14 protein-coding genes are annotated in these 16,629 nt (G+C 62.8%); 11 read left to right on the forward strand and 3 right to left on the reverse strand.

All coding sequences use genetic code 11. The features are described from left to right. Positions 1-100: 100 nt before the first annotated feature. Entirely contained in the window at positions 101-1,735 is a 1,635-nt protein-coding gene (locus ACTJKE_RS20840) for an MFS transporter (protein ID WP_058326185.1), read from the reverse strand. Between the two features lie 272 nt (positions 1,736-2,007). Here ACTJKE_RS20840 and rimP point away from each other — a divergent pair, with 272 nt between their 5' ends. From rimP to rpsO, 8 genes are all read left to right on the forward strand, one after another. Next, entirely contained in the window at positions 2,008-2,628 is a 621-nt protein-coding gene (rimP, locus tag ACTJKE_RS20845) for a ribosome maturation factor RimP (protein ID WP_057247815.1), read from the forward strand. A gap of 45 nt (positions 2,629-2,673) precedes the next feature. Further along, positions 2,674-4,293, forward strand: coding sequence for a transcription termination factor NusA (gene nusA / locus ACTJKE_RS20850; RefSeq protein ID WP_057247816.1), 1,620 nt, complete (start codon positions 2,674-2,676; stop codon positions 4,291-4,293). A gap of 5 nt (positions 4,294-4,298) precedes the next feature. Further along, positions 4,299-5,006, forward strand: a complete 708-nt coding sequence (locus ACTJKE_RS20855; protein WP_057247817.1) for an RNA-binding protein — start codon at positions 4,299-4,301, stop codon at positions 5,004-5,006. A gap of 105 nt (positions 5,007-5,111) precedes the next feature. Further along, positions 5,112-7,811: a translation initiation factor IF-2 gene (gene infB / locus ACTJKE_RS20860; RefSeq protein ID WP_058326186.1), complete on the forward strand. Its 2,700-nt coding sequence runs from the start codon at positions 5,112-5,114 to the stop codon at positions 7,809-7,811. A gap of 72 nt (positions 7,812-7,883) precedes the next feature. Next, a complete protein-coding gene (gene rbfA / locus ACTJKE_RS20865) occupies positions 7,884-8,291 on the forward strand; it encodes a 30S ribosome-binding factor RbfA (RefSeq protein ID WP_063893313.1) in 408 nt (135 codons plus the stop codon). Positions 8,292-8,299: 8 nt separating this feature from the next. Continuing rightward, positions 8,300-9,235: a tRNA pseudouridine(55) synthase TruB gene (truB, locus tag ACTJKE_RS20870; protein ID WP_057247820.1), complete on the forward strand. Its 936-nt coding sequence runs from the start codon at positions 8,300-8,302 to the stop codon at positions 9,233-9,235. Positions 9,236-9,418: 183 nt separating this feature from the next. Beyond that, complete coding sequence (locus tag ACTJKE_RS20875) at positions 9,419-11,128, forward strand: sensor histidine kinase (RefSeq protein WP_113512235.1); 1,710 nt, start codon at positions 9,419-9,421, stop codon at positions 11,126-11,128. 260 nt (positions 11,129-11,388) lie between these two features. Beyond that, complete coding sequence (gene rpsO, locus ACTJKE_RS20880) at positions 11,389-11,658, forward strand: 30S ribosomal protein S15 (protein WP_029742369.1); 270 nt, start codon at positions 11,389-11,391, stop codon at positions 11,656-11,658. A gap of 49 nt (positions 11,659-11,707) precedes the next feature. Here the strand turns inward: rpsO and ACTJKE_RS20885 are convergent, their stop codons facing one another. Beyond that, positions 11,708-11,944 carry a hypothetical protein gene (locus ACTJKE_RS20885; protein WP_058326187.1) on the reverse strand — a complete coding sequence of 79 codons (237 nt, stop codon included), beginning with the start codon at positions 11,942-11,944 and terminating at the stop codon, positions 11,708-11,710. 65 nt (positions 11,945-12,009) lie between these two features. Between ACTJKE_RS20885 and pnp the strand changes: the two genes are divergently transcribed. The 3 genes from pnp (at position 12,010) to ACTJKE_RS20900 (ending at position 15,743) form a co-directional block, all read left to right on the forward strand. Further along, positions 12,010-14,160, forward strand: a complete 2,151-nt coding sequence (gene pnp / locus ACTJKE_RS20890; protein WP_113512234.1) for a polyribonucleotide nucleotidyltransferase — start codon at positions 12,010-12,012, stop codon at positions 14,158-14,160. Between the two features lie 81 nt (positions 14,161-14,241). After that, complete coding sequence (locus ACTJKE_RS20895) at positions 14,242-15,258, forward strand: class I SAM-dependent methyltransferase (RefSeq protein WP_058324521.1); 1,017 nt, start codon at positions 14,242-14,244, stop codon at positions 15,256-15,258. A 263-nt stretch (positions 15,259-15,521) separates the two neighbouring features. Further along, positions 15,522-15,743, forward strand: a complete 222-nt coding sequence (locus ACTJKE_RS20900) for a hypothetical protein (protein ID WP_058324522.1) — start codon at positions 15,522-15,524, stop codon at positions 15,741-15,743. 78 nt (positions 15,744-15,821) lie between these two features. Here the strand turns inward: ACTJKE_RS20900 and fabI are convergent, their stop codons facing one another. Beyond that, on the reverse strand, positions 15,822-16,628 hold the full coding sequence (gene fabI / locus ACTJKE_RS20905; RefSeq protein WP_058326189.1) for an enoyl-ACP reductase FabI: 807 nt from the start codon (positions 16,626-16,628) through the stop codon (positions 15,822-15,824). Position 16,629: the final 1 nt, after the last annotated feature.

Here is a 16,629-nt window from a genome sequence, read left to right on the forward strand (position 1 = left end):
AGAGCAATTCCAGGAAAAGTGGGAAACGATTTTCCGTCCGGAATTGCGTAGTTTCAAAGACTTAGATCACTTCAGTGTTTCGATGAAACAATGAAATGATCTAGTGCATGTCGACATCGACCTGGCGTTTGTAGCGCTCGTAGTGCGTCGGCACGATCGTCTGGCGTTCGATCATCCGGTGCACGCGCGGTGGTGCTGCACCGCTGTGCAGCGCCGTCAGCTTGTCGCCGACGGCGGCGTCGGCCTGGGTACGGCGCTGGTTGTGGCGCACATATTCGACCCAGGTCGGCACGTGGTAGGTCTCGGTCCAGGTCGTCGGGTTTTCGAGGTCGCGCATCAGCGCCCAGTGTCCCGCACCGTCGCGAATACGGATGCGCCGGCGTTCCGCCATGGTCGTGAGGAACTCGGGGATATCGTTGTCGGCGATCTCGTAGTCGATCATGATGACGATCGGGCCGCTGCGCGGCTTCAGGTCCAGTTCGAGCGGCGGTTCGTTGAAGCGGTTGAGCGGATCGAGATTGAGCGAAGTGAACTCCGGTAGCGGCAGCCGGAAGCCGACCACGACCCCAGCGAACATCAGCAGACAGGAGCCCATCAGCGCATTGGCGGCACCATATTGTTCGGCCGCCGTGCCCCAGAGCCAGCTGCCGCCAGCAATGCCGCCGAAGGTCATAGTCTGGTAGAGCGATAGCGCCCGGCCAACGACCCAGCGCGGCGTCGAGAGCTGCACGGTCGTGTTGAACAGCGAAAGCGCCAACACCCAGCAGGCGCCGGAGACGAGCAGCACGAGACAGCTGAGCCAGGCATAGGTGCTCCAGGCCGTGATCGCGGCGCTCGCAGCAAAGCCGGTGAAGGCGATACGCACGATCGCCTCGCTCGACAGCTTCTCCCTCAATCGCGCACTGAGCAGCGCCCCGCCGATCGCGCCGAGGCCGAAGGCGCCGAGCATCAGGCCGTAGGTGAGCGGCCCGCCTTGAACGAGGTCGCGGGCGACGAGCGGCAAGAGTGCGAGGATCGCGCTTGCCGAAAGACCGAAGAGAAAACCGCGCAGCAGAACCTTGCCGATGTTCGGCGACATCGCGACATAGCGCAGGCCCGCGGATATGGCGCGGCCGAGCGTCTCACGCGGCAAGGTGTTCGTCGGCACTTCCCGCCGCCAGCGCACCAGCGCAAAGAGGATCGCGAAATAGCTGAGCGTATTGGCGAAGAAGGCGGCGGCAGCCCCCGCCGCGGCGACGATCGCGCCGCCGATCGCCGGGCCGACGCTGCGGGTGATGTTGAAGCCCATGCTGTTGAGCGCGACTGCCGCCGGCAGGTCGTCGCGCGGGACCATGTCGCCGACCGAGGCCTGCCAGGATGGGTTGTTGAGCGCCGTGCCGCAGCCGATGAGGAAGGTGAAGAGCAGGAGCAGCCAGGGCGTGATCAGTCCGACATAGGCGCAGATGGTCAGAAGCGCCGAGACGGAGAGCATGAAACACTGCGCCACCAGCATGATCCGCCGCCGATCGAAATTATCGGCAAGCGCGCCCGAGATGAGCGAGAAGAGCATGATCGGCAGCGAGGTCGAGGCCTGCACCAGTGCCACCATGTTTGCCGACGGTGAGATCGAGGTCATCAGCCAGGCGGCGCCGACCGATTGGATGAGGCCGCCGAAGTTGGATGCGAGGCTCGCGATCCAGATCGTGCGGAAGATGTCGTGCTTAAAGGGTGCAAGCGGCGAATTACGGTGGGGCACCTCGTCTTCTCTCTTGTCCTTGATTGTCGTCTCGAAGCGGTTCTATCCCTGTTATAGGCCCGAGGACGCGAAGTGCCACCCGCTGAAATTGACCTTGTTGTCGAAGATCGTCGTCTGCGAGCGGATCGGCGCATTTGGAGCGCACGGCCCAATGCCTTGCAATTTGCGGCGATGAAGCGTATATGAGCCTCAAATTCTTGATCGGTAGATGAAGAGTGGGCCCGTCAGGACCCGCTCTTTTTTATTAGCCGGTCCGATGAGGAGATGATCGTTTGTCCGATACGACAACGGCTGAAAATGCAAATGAACCGCGCCTGATCACCGAAACCGGTCTCGACCAGCGCATCGCCGACATCATCGAGCCGGTCATCGTGCCGATGGGTTACCGCCTGGTGCGCGTGCGCATGTCCGGCCAGAACGGCCTGACGTTGCAGATCATGGCCGAGCGCAACGACGGCACCATGACCGTCGAAGACTGCGAAGAGATCTCCAAGGCCATTTCGCCGGTGCTCGATGTGGAAGATCCGATCGACAAGGCGTATCATCTCGAAGTGTCGTCGGCCGGCATCGACCGTCCCATGGTGCGCAAGTCCGACTTCTTCCGCTGGCAGGGGCACCTGCTGAAATGCGAGACGTCGGTTCTGGTCGATGGCCGCAAGCGGTTCCGCGGCAAGATCGTTTCCGTCGATGACGATGGTTTCCGGCTTGAGCGCGACCAGCCCGCGTACGGCGAGGAACCTGTCGTCGTCATCCCGTTCACCACGCTTGCCGAAGCGCGGCTGATCCTGACCGACGATCTGATCCGTGATGCGCTGACGGCCGACAAGAAGGCGAAGGCCGAGCGCGCCGCGAACGAGAATTTCGAAGACGAAGATTCACCTATTGAGGAATAAGTCGGGCGGAGCGTGAAGCCCCCTGCAACCCAACGGAGATAAGACATGGCAGTCAGTGCTAACCGGCTCGAGCTTCTGCAGATCGCGGATGCCGTCGCGCGTGAAAAGGTGATCGACCGCGAGATCGTTCTGGCCGCAATGGCCGATGCGATCCAGAAGGCCGCCCGCTCGCGCTATGGGTCGGAATCGAACATCCGCGCCGACATCAACTCGAAGACCGGTGAAATCCGCCTGCAGCGTCTTCTGGAAGTGGTCGAAAAGGCTGACGACTATTCCACGCAGATCCCGCTCGAGCTTGCTCGCGATCGCAATCCGGACGCCAAGCTCGGCGATTTCATCGCCGACCCGCTGCCGCCGATGGACTTCGGCCGCATCGCCGCCCAGTCTGCCAAGCAGGTCATCGTCCAGAAGGTTCGCGAAGCCGAGCGTGATCGCCAGTTCGACGAATTCAAGGATCGCGTCGGCGAGATCGTCAACGGCACGGTCAAGCGCGTCGAATACGGCAACGTCATCGTCGACCTCGGCCGTGGCGAAGGCATCATCCGCCGCGACGAGATGATCCCGCGCGAAAACATGCGCTACGGCGACCGCGTCCGCGCCTTCGTCTACGACGTTCGCCGCGAACAGCGCGGCCCGCAGATCTTCCTGTCGCGTACCCATCCGCAGTTCATGGTGAAGCTCTTCACCATGGAAGTGCCTGAGATCTACGACGGCATCATCCAGATCAAGTCGGTTGCCCGTGACCCGGGTTCGCGCGCCAAGATCGCCGTTGTCTCCAACGACTCGTCGATCGACCCGGTCGGCGCCTGCGTCGGTATGCGCGGTTCGCGCGTTCAGGCCGTCGTCGGCGAACTGCAGGGCGAAAAGATCGACATCATTCCGTGGTCGCAGGATCCGGCATCGTTCATCGTCAACGCGCTGCAGCCGGCGGAAGTGGCCAAGGTCGTTCTCGACGAAGATGCGGAGCGCATCGAAGTGGTCGTTCCGGACGAGCAGCTTTCGCTCGCCATCGGCCGTCGCGGCCAGAACGTTCGCCTCGCCTCGCAGCTGACCGGCTGGGACATCGACATCCTCACCGAACAGGAAGAGAGCGAGCGTCGCCAGAAGGAATTCACCGAGCGCACCAACCTGTTCATGGACGCGCTCGACGTCGACGAAATGGTCGGCCAGGTTCTGGCGTCCGAAGGCTTTGCCGCCGTCGAGGAGCTTGCCTATGTCGACCTCGACGAAATCTCGTCGATCGATGGCTTCGACGAGGAGACCGCTACCGAAATCCAGACCCGTGCGCGCGAATTCCTCGACAAGCTCGAAGCGGAAATGGATGCCAAGCGCAAGGAACTCGGCGTTGCCGACGAGCTGCGCTCGATCGACGGCCTGACGAGCCAGATGCTCGTTGCGCTCGGCGAAGAAGGCATCAAGACGATCGAAGACTTTGCCGGCTGCGCCGCTGACGACCTCGTCGGCTGGAGCGAACGCAAGGACGGCGAGACCAAGCGCTTCGAGGGCACCTTCTCGAAGTTCGACGTTTCGCGCGCCGAAGCCGAAGCCATGATCGTTCAGGCCCGCCTCGCGGCCGGCTGGATCACGGAAGAGGACCTGGCAAGCGATGAGGTCGAAGGCGAAGAGCCGATCGACGTTGCCGAAGGCGCCGAGCAGGACGCTTAAGGACGATGACCGCCTCTGATGATGCCGACAGCCTGCCTTCGGACACATTGCCCTTGGATGGGGGCCCGAAGGATCGGAGCGGCAGCACGCGGACGTGCATCGTCACCCGCGAAAGCGGTTCGCCGGATGAGTTGATCCGCTTCGTTGCCGGGCCCGACGGTCGCGTCGTTCCCGATCTGAAGCGCCAGCTTCCGGGACGCGGCTGCTGGGTGAAGGCCGAGCGGGCGCTCGTTGAAAAGGCGGTGGCGAAGAAGTTCTTCGCCCGCGCCCTGAAGGCGGACGTCAAGGCCGACGCGACGCTCGCCGACGACGTCGACCGGCTGCTCGCCGAGCAGTTGGCCGGCATGATGAACATGGCGCGCAAGGCGGCCCAGTTCATCTCCGGCGCGACGAAGACGGAGCAGGCCGTGCGCGGTCTTGCAGCGCTTGCCGTGTTCCATGCGGCCGACGCTGCAGCCGACGGTGTGCGGAAGATAGACCAGGCCCGCAAGGCGATGAGCTTCGTGGCCGACGATGAAATGGAAATACCTTCGTTCCGTCCCTTCACCGGGGCGGAAATGGAGGGCCTTTTAGGAAGTAATGCTTTTATCCATGCCGCAGCGCTTGCAGGGCAGGCGGGTGAGGGTGTAGTGAAGCGCGCAATCATGCTCGAAAAGTACCGAGGATCCGTCCCGGTCCGGGCCGACGGCGGCGCTGGCAAGCCACAGCAATGACCCGCGTCACCAGCACAGTCTGGCATCGCGTACATTGTTTGAGACAATTTGGAAGACAGGGTCAGGTGATACGCATCCGGCCCTGATCGCTAGGAACGGAACGGAATGACCGACAACAACGACGACAAGACAGGCAGCGCAGCAGGCAAGAAGACGCTGACCCTGAAACCCCACGGGGTTTCGCAGGGGACCGTGCGTCAGGACATGGGCCGTGGCCGCACCAAGGCGGTCGTGGTCGAAACCAAGAAACGCCCCTTCCATCGCCCCAAGGACGAGCGTCCGATCACGCCGGTCGCCGCGGCTCCCGCAGCACGCCCGGTCGAACAGCGTCCGGCTCAGCCGCAGCCTTCCGGCCGCCCGGCCCCGCAGCCGCAGCAGCACTCGACGCGCCAGGAAGCCAATCAGGCCAACCGTCCGCGTGTGGGTGTCGTTCTGAACCAGCTTTCCGCCGGTGAGATCGATGCGCGCCGCCGTGCTCTCGCCGAAGCGCAGATCCGCGATGCCGAAGAAGCGGTCATCCGCGCCGAGAACGAAGCACGCCGCAAGCGCGAGGAAGAAGCCCGTCTCCTTCAGGAGAAGGAAGAGGCCGCACGCCGCGCCGCTGAAGAAGCGGCCCGCCCGGCTGTCGAGCCTGAAGCAAAGGCCGAAGAGGTTGTCGAAGAGCGCCCCGTGGCAGCTCGCGCACCGGCTTCCACTGAGCGTCGCGTCGACAACCGCCCGCAGGCTGCACGGCCTGCTGAAGCGGCAACTGGACTTCCGACCCCGGCTCCGGCCGGCGCTCTGCGCGGCCGTAAGGTCGACAACGAAAAGGATGACGATCGTGGTCCGCGTTCGGGCGCGGGCCCGGCACGCGGCAAGGTCGTGCGTCCTGAGCCTGCCAAGGTTCCTGCCCGCCCGAAGGCCGACGACGGTCGTCGCCAGGGCAAGCTGACGCTGACCGCTGCCGTCGACGAGGATGGCGGCCAGCGCGCCCGTTCGCTGTCGGCCATGCGTCGCCGCCAGGAGAAGTTCAAGCGCAGCCAGATGCAGGAAACCCGCGAGAAGATCTCGCGCGAAGTCATCCTGCCTGAGACCATCACCATTCAGGAACTGTCGCAGCGCATGTCTGAACGCGCCGTCGACGTCATCAAGTACCTGATGAAGGAAGGCCAGATGATGAAGCCCGGCGATCTGATCGACGCCGATATGGCTGAACTCATCGCCGGCGAATTCGGCCATACGGTCAAGCGCGTTTCGGAATCCGACGTCGAGGAAGGCATCTTCAACGTGACCGATTCCGATGAGGAGCTGTTGCCGCGTCCGCCGATCGTCACGATCATGGGTCACGTCGACCACGGCAAGACCTCGCTGCTTGATGCGATCCGCCACGCCAACGTGGTGGCCGGCGAAGCCGGTGGCATCACCCAGCACATCGGCGCCTATCAGGTCGAGCAGAACGGCAACAAGATCACCTTCATCGACACCCCCGGCCACGCGGCGTTCACCGCCATGCGTGCCCGCGGTGCCCAGGCGACCGACATCGCGATCCTGGTGGTTGCGGCCGACGACAGCGTGATGCCGCAGACGATCGAATCGATCAACCACGCCAAGGCGGCCGGTGTTCCGATCATCGTGGCGATCAACAAGGTCGACAAGCCGACGGCGAACCCGCAGAAGGTTCGCACCGAGCTGCTGCAGCACGAAGTCTTCGTCGAATCCATGGGCGGTGAAGTTCTCGACGTGGAAGTATCCGCGAAGAACGGCACCAACCTCGACAAGCTGCTGGAAGCGATCCTGCTGCAGTCCGAAATCCTCGATTTGCGCGCCAATCCGAACCGGACGGCCGAAGGTACGGTGGTTGAAGCCGAGCTTGACCGTGGTCGCGGTGCGGTTGCAACCGTCCTCGTCCAGAAGGGCACGCTGCGTCCTGGCCAGATCATCGTCGCCGGCGACCAGTGGGGCCGTGTACGCGCTCTGGTCAACGACAAGGGTGAGCACGTCAAGGAAGCCGGTCCGTCGATGCCGGTCGAGGTTCTCGGTCTTTCGGGTACGCCGGCGGCCGGTGACAAGTTCGCCGTCGTCGAAAACGAAAGCCGCGCCCGCGAGATTTCGGAATACCGCCAGCGTCTCGCCCGCGAGAAGCAGGTTGCCCGTCAGTCGGGCTCGCGCGGTTCGCTCGAGCAGATGATGACCCAGCTCCAGACCTCCGGTCTCAAGGAGTTCCCGCTGGTCATCAAGGGCGACGTGCAGGGTTCGATCGAAGCGATCGCCGGTGCTCTCGACAAGCTCGGAACCGACGAAGTGCGTGCGCGCATCGTGCATTCGGGTGCCGGTGGTATCACCGAGTCCGACATCTCGCTCGCCGAGGCGTCGAACGCTGCGATCATCGGCTTCAACGTCCGCGCCAACGCGCAGGCCCGTTCGGCAGCCGAGCGTGCCGGCATCGAAATCCGCTACTACAACATCATCTACGATCTGGTGGATGACGTGAAGGCGGCGATGTCCGGTCTGCTCTCGCCGGAGCGCCGCGAAACCTTCCTCGGCAACGCCGAAATCCTGGAGGTGTTCAACATCACCAAGGTCGGCAAGGTCGCGGGTTGCCGCGTCACCGAAGGCAAGGTCGAGCGTGGCGTCGGCGTCCGTCTGGTTCGCGACAACGTCGTTATCCACGAAGGCAAGCTCAAGACCCTCAAGCGCTTCAAGGACGAAGTCTCGGAAGTCAACGTCGGTCAGGAGTGCGGTATGGCCTTCGAGAACTACGAAGACATCCGCGCCGGCGATACGATCGAGTGCTTCCGCGTAGAGCACATCACGCGGACGCTTTAAGAACCGTCCGATTAGAGATTATGCGGGCGCCGGGTTGTCCTTCGGCGCTCGCATTTTTTTGAGGTACCGTCCATGACCAAAGCCACATCCTCTGCCCCTTCACAGCGCATGCTGCGCGTCGGCGAACAGGTGCGCGCTGCCATCACCCAGGTTCTGCAGCGCGGCGAGGTCCGCGATCCCGTGATCGAGAAGACCGTCATCGCGATCTCGGAAGTGCGCATGTCGCCGGATCTGAAGATCGCCACGGCCTATGTCACGCCGCTCGGCGTGCCCAACCATGACGAAGTCATCGACGCGCTGAACCGCAATGCCAAGTACATTCGCGGCCGCCTCGGCCCCCAGCTTCGGCAGATGAAATACATGCCCGACGTTCGTTTCCGCGACGATACGAGCTTCGACAACTACAAGAAGATCGATGAGCTGCTGCGCTCGCCGGAAGTCAGCCGCGATCTCGACCAGTCCAGCGAAGACGAAGAATAGTAGATTTCATGTCCAAACCGCGTAAGCCCAAGGGCCGCCCGATCTCGGGCTGGCTGATCCTCGACAAGCCGCTTGACTTCGGCTCCACTGAAGCCGTCTCGAAGATCAAGTGGCTGTTCAAGGCCCAGAAGGCCGGTCATGCCGGCACGCTCGACCCGTTGGCGTCCGGTATGTTGCCGATTGCACTCGGTGATGCGACGAAGACCGTTCCTTACGTGATGGACGGCCGCAAGATCTACGAATTCACCGTTGCCTGGGGCGAGGAACGCTCGACCGACGATCTCGAAGGCGAGGTCACGCATTCCTCGACCGAACGACCGAACGAAGAGGCGATCCGCGCGCTGCTGCCGAAATATACCGGCGTCATCAGCCAGGTGCCGCCGCAGTTCTCTGCGATCAAGATCGATGGCGAGCGCGCCTACGATCTCGCCCGCGATGGCGAAACGGTCGAAATTCCGGCCCGCGAGGTCGAGGTGCACCGGCTGACGCTCTTGGGTGCCGCTCCCAACCTCGCGCATTTCGAAATCGAGTGCGGCAAGGGCACCTATGTGCGTTCGCTCGCGCGTGACATGGGTCGCGATCTCGGTTGTTTCGGCCACATCGCCTCGCTGCGCCGCACCTTTGTCGCACCGTTTGGTGAAGAGGACATGGTGCCGCTCGCCGATCTGGTGGCGCTGGAGAAAATCGAGAGCGACGAAGAACGCCTGGCGGCGCTCGACGCCTATCTGATCGAGACCGGTGAAGCGCTTTCCAACCTTCCGCATGTTGCCGTCAACGATGATCAGGCGCACCGCCTGAGAATGGGCAATCCCATCATCCTGCGCGGCCGCGATGCGCCGCTTGCGACGCCTGAAGCCTATGCGACGGCACGCGGCAAGCTGGTCGCCATCGGTGAGATCGCCGAGGGTGAGTTCCGCCCGAAGCGTGTTTTCGCCACCGGCTAAGCGCCCGGAAGCGTTTGCCTTTGCCCCATCCTTGACGCATGATCCCCGGCATGGGCTTCCAATCCATCCGAGGTGATTCCGTTTCCGTCCCGTGCTCCGGAGCCGACTGCCGATCGCACCGTCTCTTGCGGCGCGCGCCGAAAGCGGCTGTGTGCCGGTGCGGAACGAAGAAGGGCGACTGAGGTGACGGGCGTGCTGGACGAAGAAAAGCGGAAGGCTGCGAACGGTCTGGCGACGATCGTCGATCTCGTTCGTCATCGCCTGACCCGGCCGTTCAGTTTTTATCTGACGTCGCTGCTCCTGGTGGCCATCGTTCCGGCCTTCATTTTTTCGCTCGTCGTGCTGAAGCGCAGCGTCGACCAGCAGGAACAGGTGATCACGGCGCTGCTGCAGGCTTCGACCGGGTCGGTGACGCGCATCGTCGAACGTGACATCGAGGGCATGCTGACGACGCTCAAGGTGCTGTCGACATCGCAAGAGATCGAAGACGGCAATATGGAGGCCTTCTACCGCAGGGCCGCCACGGCGCTCGCCGAAACGGACTCCTACCTGATCGTCATCGACCGCAAGCACAACCAGCGGCTCAACACCAGGGTGCCTTTCGGTGCGCAACTCAGCAAAGCCTCGGATACGGGCTCGGTCGAGCGGGCCTTCACCAACAATGGTGCGCCGCTCGTCTCCAACGTCTTCTTTGGCCAGACCGCGGGAAAGTGGGTTTTCAACGTCTATCTGCCGGCGAAATTGGCGACCGGTGAGGAGTATCTGCTGACGCTGACGCAAAACGCCGAGAACATGGCCAAGGCCGTCAACCGCGACACGCTTTCTCCCGGTTGGAACGCGGCACTGGTCGATGGCGCAGGCAAGGTCATCATCTCGTCGGATGCGGCCGTCAAGGCCGGGGAACCGTTCTTCCTCGACAAGGTGCCGGCGATCAGCATCGGTGTCCGCAACATCAAGGAAAACGGCACTAAATATCGCGTCGCGACCGAGTTTTCCGTCGTCACGGGATGGCGGATCATCGCCTGGGCGCCTAGCGCGACCGTCGATGCACCGGCCGTCTGGTCGTTCCTGTGGCTGTCGCTCGGCGGCATCATCTTCGCGGGCATCGCGATTGCCGGCTCGCTGGCGATTGCGCGGCTGTTGTCGCAGGGCGTCAAGCTCGTGGCGCAGGATGCGCGCCGTCTCGGCGCCGGCGAACGGATCGAATCGCGGCCGCACATGATCTCGGAGGTCGAGCAGGTCTCGGCAGCGCTCGCACGGGCAGCGGCGGCGCGCGGCAAGGCTGAAAACGAGATCCGCTTCCTCATGCGCGAGGTGGCGCATCGCTCGAAGAACCAGCTTACCGTCATCCAGTCGATGCTGAACCAATCGGTCTATTCGGCCGAGAGCGCGTCGGACTTCGCCGACAGCTTCCGCAAGCGCATTGCCGGACTCGCGCGCTCCACCGACCTGATGATCACCAACGCCGCGCAAGGGGTCGATTTCCGCGAGCTCGCCCAGAACCAGTTGCAGCCGTTTACGCCTGACGATCCGAAGCGCGTGATCTTCTCCGGCCCGGCTCTGAGGCTCGACACGCAGATCGCCCAGACCCTCGGCATGGCCCTGCACGAGCTCGCGACCAACGCCACCAAATACGGAGCGCTCGCCAACACCACCGGGGTCGTCAAGCTGAGCTGGTCGCTGGAGGATGAAGGCATTGCCATTCGCTGGCGGGAGGAGGGCGCGGATCTCGCCGACAAGCCCTCCGATCCGATCCGCAAGGGCTTCGGAACACTGGTGCTGGAGCGCATGCTCGGCATGGCGCTGAACGCCGCGCTGGAGCGGGTGATGCATGCCGATGGCATCGAGTGGCGGATCACCATTCCGCGCGAGGCGAAGGACGAAGATTCGTGAATGCGGATGGGCCCCTTTAAAAACGGCGCGAAGGTCGGCCGGAGCGTCGATCGCGACCGTCGGAAATTGGCCGCGACCGACAAGCTTCCGAGGCCCTCCGGAAGCCCATCGGGGTGCAGGTCCATGACCCTTTCCTTTTTCATCCAATTCGTTTATAGGCACGCCAGCAAAAGGCGCATGCCCGTTGCATTCACGGCCGCAGCTGGACGACATCCCGGCTGACGGCGTCCCTAAATCCTCGAAATCGAAAGGATCATCCGATGTCGATTGCTGCAGAGCGTAAGGCTCAGCTCATCAAGGAATTTGCAACCGTTGAAGGCGACACCGGTTCTCCGGAAGTCCAGGTTGCTATCCTGACGGAACGGATCAACAACCTGACCGAACACTTCAAGGGCCACAAGAAGGATAACCATTCCCGCCGTGGTCTGCTCGCAATGGTTTCCAGCCGTCGTTCGCTCCTCGACTATCTGAAGAAGAAAGACGAAGCGCGCTACACCAAGCTGATCGGTGCCCTGGGCATCCGTCGCTAAGCGACTTATCCGGCGGGTCTTTGCGGCCCGCCGGCTTTTTTATGGAGCGTTAAACGCTCGACCAATGATCTCTCCGGCCGCTTAGGAAGCGTGGCACCCGGAGAGAATCCAGCGAACCGGATGGGCCGGTATCGCGGATCAACCGATGGCCCGTCATGGGGCAGGATTGCAGGATGCTTCGGCCCTGCTTGCCGCAACGCCGCAGATAAGCGGCGCGGTGAAGCGGAAACAAGCCGATTTCAAGCGTGAAGCCTCCCGTTGTCTTGCCCGTGATGCGCCATTTCATGCGGCCCCTCGACCACCCGCGCTGCAACAGCCGCGGAAAGGTCCGCCGCACACGAAGGACAGAACATGTTCGATACCCACAAGGTTGAAATCGAATGGGCTGGGCGTCAGCTCAAGCTCGAAACCGGCAAGGTCGCCCGTCAGGCTGACGGCGCCGTCATCGCCACCTACGGCGAAACCGTCGTTCTCGCCACCGTCGTTTCGGCCAAGTCGCCGAAGCCGGGCCAGGACTTCTTCCCGCTGACCGTCAACTACCAGGAAAAGACCTACGCTGCCGGCAAGATCCCGGGTGGCTACTTCAAGCGCGAAGGCCGTCCGAGCGAGAACGAAACGCTCGTTTCGCGCCTGATCGACCGTCCGATCCGTCCGCTTTTCCCCGATGGCTACAAGAACGATACCCAGGTCATCGTCACGGTCATGCAGCATGACCTCGAAAACAACCCCGACGTTCTGTCGATGGTTGCCGCTTCCGCAGCGCTGACGCTGTCGGGCGTCCCGTTCATGGGCCCGATCGGCGGCGCGCGCGTCGGCTACATCAACGGCCAGTACGTGCTGAACCCGCATCTCGACGAGATGGACGAATCGACGCTCGACCTCGTTGTCGCCGGCACCCAGGAAGCGGTGCTGATGGTCGAATCGGAAGCCAAGGAACTGGCTGAAGACGTCATGCTCGGCGCCGTCGTCTTCGGTCAGAAGGGCTTCCAGCCGGTCATCGACGCTATCATCAAGCTCGCTGAAGTCGCTGCCAAGGAACCGCGCGAATTCGAACCGGAAGATCATTCCGCGCTGGAAGCCGAAATGCTCGGCATGGCCGAAGCCGAACTGCGCGACGCCTACAAGATCACCGAAAAGGCTGCCCGCTACGCTGCCGTCGATGCCGTCAAGGCGAAGGTAAAGGCACACTTCTTCCCGGAAGGTGCGGAGCCCAAGTACACCGCTGAAGTCATCGGCGCCGTCTTCAAGCACCTGCAGGCCAAGATCGTTCGCTGGAACATCCTCGACACCAAGAGCCGTATCGACGGCCGCGATCTGGAAACCGTTCGTCCGATCGTCTCGGAAGTCGGCCTTCTGCCGCGTACCCACGGTTCGGCGCTCTTCACCCGCGGTGAGACGCAGGCGATCGTCGTTGCCACGCTCGGCACCGGTGAAGACGAACAGTATGTCGACAGCCTGACCGGCATGTACAAAGAACGCTTCATGCTGCACTACAACTTCCCGCCCTTCTCGGTCGGCGAAACCGGTCGCATGGGCTCCCCGGGCCGTCGCGAAATCGGTCACGGCAAGCTCGCCTGGCGCGCTATTCGCCCGATGCTGCCGGAAGCCGAGCAGTTCCCCTACACACTGCGTGTCGTATCCGAGATCACCGAATCCAACGGCTCGTCGTCGATGGCAACGGTTTGCGGCACCTCGCTCGCTCTCATGGACGCCGGCGTTCCGCTGGCAAAGCCGGTTGCCGGTATCGCCATGGGCCTGATCAAGGAAGATGAGCGCTTCGCCGTTCTCTCCGACATCCTCGGCGACGAAGACCACCTCGGCGACATGGACTTCAAGGTTGCCGGTACCGACGCTGGTATCACCTCGCTCCAGATGGACATCAAGATCGAGGGCATCACCGAAGAGATCATGGGCATTGCGCTCAACCAGGCCAAGGGCGGCCGTCTCCACATCCTCGGCGAAATGGCCAAGGCCATTTCCGAAAGCCGTGGCCAGCTCGGCGAGTTCGCTCCGCGCATCGAAGTCATGAACATTCCGGTCGACAAGATCCGCGAAGTCATCGGCTCCGGCGGCAAGGTCATCCGCGAAATCGTCGAGAAGACCGGCGCGAAGATCAACATCGAAGACGACGGCACCGTGAAGATCGCCTCCTCGTCCGGCAAGGAAATCGAAGCGGCCCGCAAGTGGATCCACTCGATCGTCGCCGAGCCGGAAGTTGGCCAGATCTATGAAGGTACCGTTGTGAAGACCGCCGACTTCGGCGCCTTCGTCAACTTCTTCGGCGCCCGCGATGGCCTCGTCCACATCTCGCAGCTCGCTTCCGAGCGCGTTGCCAAGACGACCGACGTCGTCAAGGAAGGCGACAAGGTCTGGGTCAAGCTCATGGGCTTCGACGAGCGTGGCAAGGTTCGCCTTTCCATGAAGGTCGTCGACCAGGCCACCGGCAAGGAAGTTGCTGCCGAGAAGTCTGAGAAGAAGGGCGACGGCGAAGCCGCCGAATAAGCGAGCTTCACCCGAATGCATTCGGGGCGCGGGGCGGAACGCTCCGCGCCCCTTTCTTGTAGGAAGATGACGGATAGACCGATGAGCCGAGATGCATTGAAGACCCTGTTTTACCCGTTCGATAGCGGTGTGATCGACCCCCCGGGCGAAGGCGAGCGTGTTCTCTTTCTCGGCGCTGAGGCGGGCTACAGGCTGCCCAAGGGCTTCGAAGCCTCGATCGCCGCCGTTCAGCCGCTGCGGCCGCTCTATCGCGCCCTGGAGGCCATGCGCGCCGATGTGACGCCCGAGATCACCGGCGAGGACTACGACGTCACGCTGGTGCTCTGTGGCAAGCACAAGGGCGAGAATGAGGACCGGATCGCCGAGGCGCTGAAGCGCACCCGCGAGGGCGGCCTGATCGTCGTTGCCGGCGGCAAGGAAGACGGCATCCAGTCGCTGAAGAAGCGGATCGCCAAGTTCGAATGGGACGGCGATCATCTGCCGAAATATCACGGCGTCGCCTTCTGGTTCACCCGTCCCGAAGACGTCACCGACGCGGTGCACAAGCTCGCCAAGGTGCCGGTACGCGTCGATGGCCTGTTCGAGGCTTCGCCGGGCATGTTCTCGCACGACCGCATCGACGCGGGTTCGGAACTGCTCGCGTCGCGTCTGCCGAACGATTTCCACGGCCATGCCGCCGATTTCGGCGCGGGCTGGGGTTATCTCGCCGTCAAGCTCGCTGAAGCCTCGCCGGGCCTCAAGGGCGTCGATCTCTTCGAAGCCGACCATGAGTCGCTCGAAGCTGCCCGCGTCAACATGATGGCAAACGCGCCGTCGACGCCGGCGCGCTTCCACTGGTTCGACCTGACGAGCGAAGAGCCGCGCGACAAGTACGATCTCATCGTCATGAATCCGCCCTTCCATGAGGCCCACGCCGCCGAGCCGGCGCTTGGCATTGCCATCATCAAGACGGCGCTGAAGGCGCTGAAGCAGGGCGGAAAGCTGATGCTGGTCGCCAACCGCGGCCTGCCCTACGAGCAGGTACTGGCCGAGAATTCCAAGGAATACGGCGAAACCTGCCGCAACGCCCGCTTCAAGGTGCTCTGGGCGAAGCGCTGAAGACCATCAAGGATTAAGCAAGGAGCCGGGCAATCGCCCGGCTTTTTGCGTTCCGGGCCTACAGCGCCGCGCGTCTTATCAGACGCGCAAAGGTCGCTGTAGCACTTTGATTTTCTGCATGTCTTCGTCCTTAAATCGAGGTCGATTTAAGGAGACATGCAGTAGCGCTCCGGCCAACGGGCAGCGACAGTTTGCCTGTTGCCATCGCCCCTGTTCGGGCTCACCATGACGTCGTCGGTATTTCTCGTCGGAGGATGAGTGCCATGACGTGGGGAGTGAACAGGCCGCCCTTGACCGAGGATGCGGCCGAGGCTGTTGCCAAGGACATCAAGCATGCCGAGGGACATGGAGCGACCTCCGAGGTACCCATGTCGTTCCTGAAGAGCCTCTATCACCTGCCGCTGGAGCCGGGGCGGCGCACGCACACGGGGTTCATCGTGCTGGCGATCGTCGTCGCCGTGCTCGCACTGTTTCTATTTCCCTGAGCGGCTCAATGAATGACAAAGCCCGCGGATCGAGGCCGGTCCGCGGGCTTTGTTCTGTTTTCCGGTAAGTTGAGAGTGTTACTCGACGTCGGCCGTCCGCAACGTGTCGAGTGCCGGCATCGAGGTGATGTTGTAGCCGGAATCGACGTAGTGGATTTCGCCGGTGACGCCGCGCGACAGGTCCGAGAGCAGGTAGAGCGCGGAATTGCCGACGTCGTCGATGGTGACAGTACGACGCAGCGGCGAATTCTTCTGCTGCCAGGAGAGCATCGCCCGGGCGTCGGAAATACCTGCGCCGGCAAGGGTGCGGATCGGGCCGGCGGAGATCGCGTTGACGCGAATGCCGCGCACGCCGTAGTCCGCCGCGAGGTAACGCACGGAAGCCTCGAGCGCCGCCTTGGCAACGCCCATGACGTTGTAGTTCGGCATGACGCGCATCGAGCCGCCATAGGTCAGCGTCAGCATCGAGCCGCCGTCATTCATCAGCTCGGCAGCACGCTTGGCGATTTCGGTGAAGGAGAAGCAGGAGATCACCATCGTGCGGCTGAAATTGTCGCGCGAGGTGTCGGCATAGAGGCCCTTCAGCTCGTTCTTGTCGGAGAAGCCGATGGCATGCACGATGAAGTCGAGATTGCCCCAGCGTTCCTTGATCGCATCGATCACGGCATCGACGGACGCAATGTCCTCGACATCGCAAGGCAGCAGGAAGTCCGAGCCGAGCTCGCCGGCAAGCGGCTTGACACGCTTGCCCAGCGCCTCGCCCTGGTAGGTGAAGGCGAGTTCCGCCCCTTGCGCCGCAAGCGCCTTGGAAATGCCCCAGGCAATGGAATGGCTGTTGGCCACACCCATGATGAGGCCACGCTTTCCGGTCATCAGTCCCGTCATG

The sequence above is a fragment of the Ensifer sp. 22521 genome (assembly GCF_052044795.1).
Lineage (GTDB): Bacteria > Pseudomonadota > Alphaproteobacteria > Rhizobiales > Rhizobiaceae > Ensifer.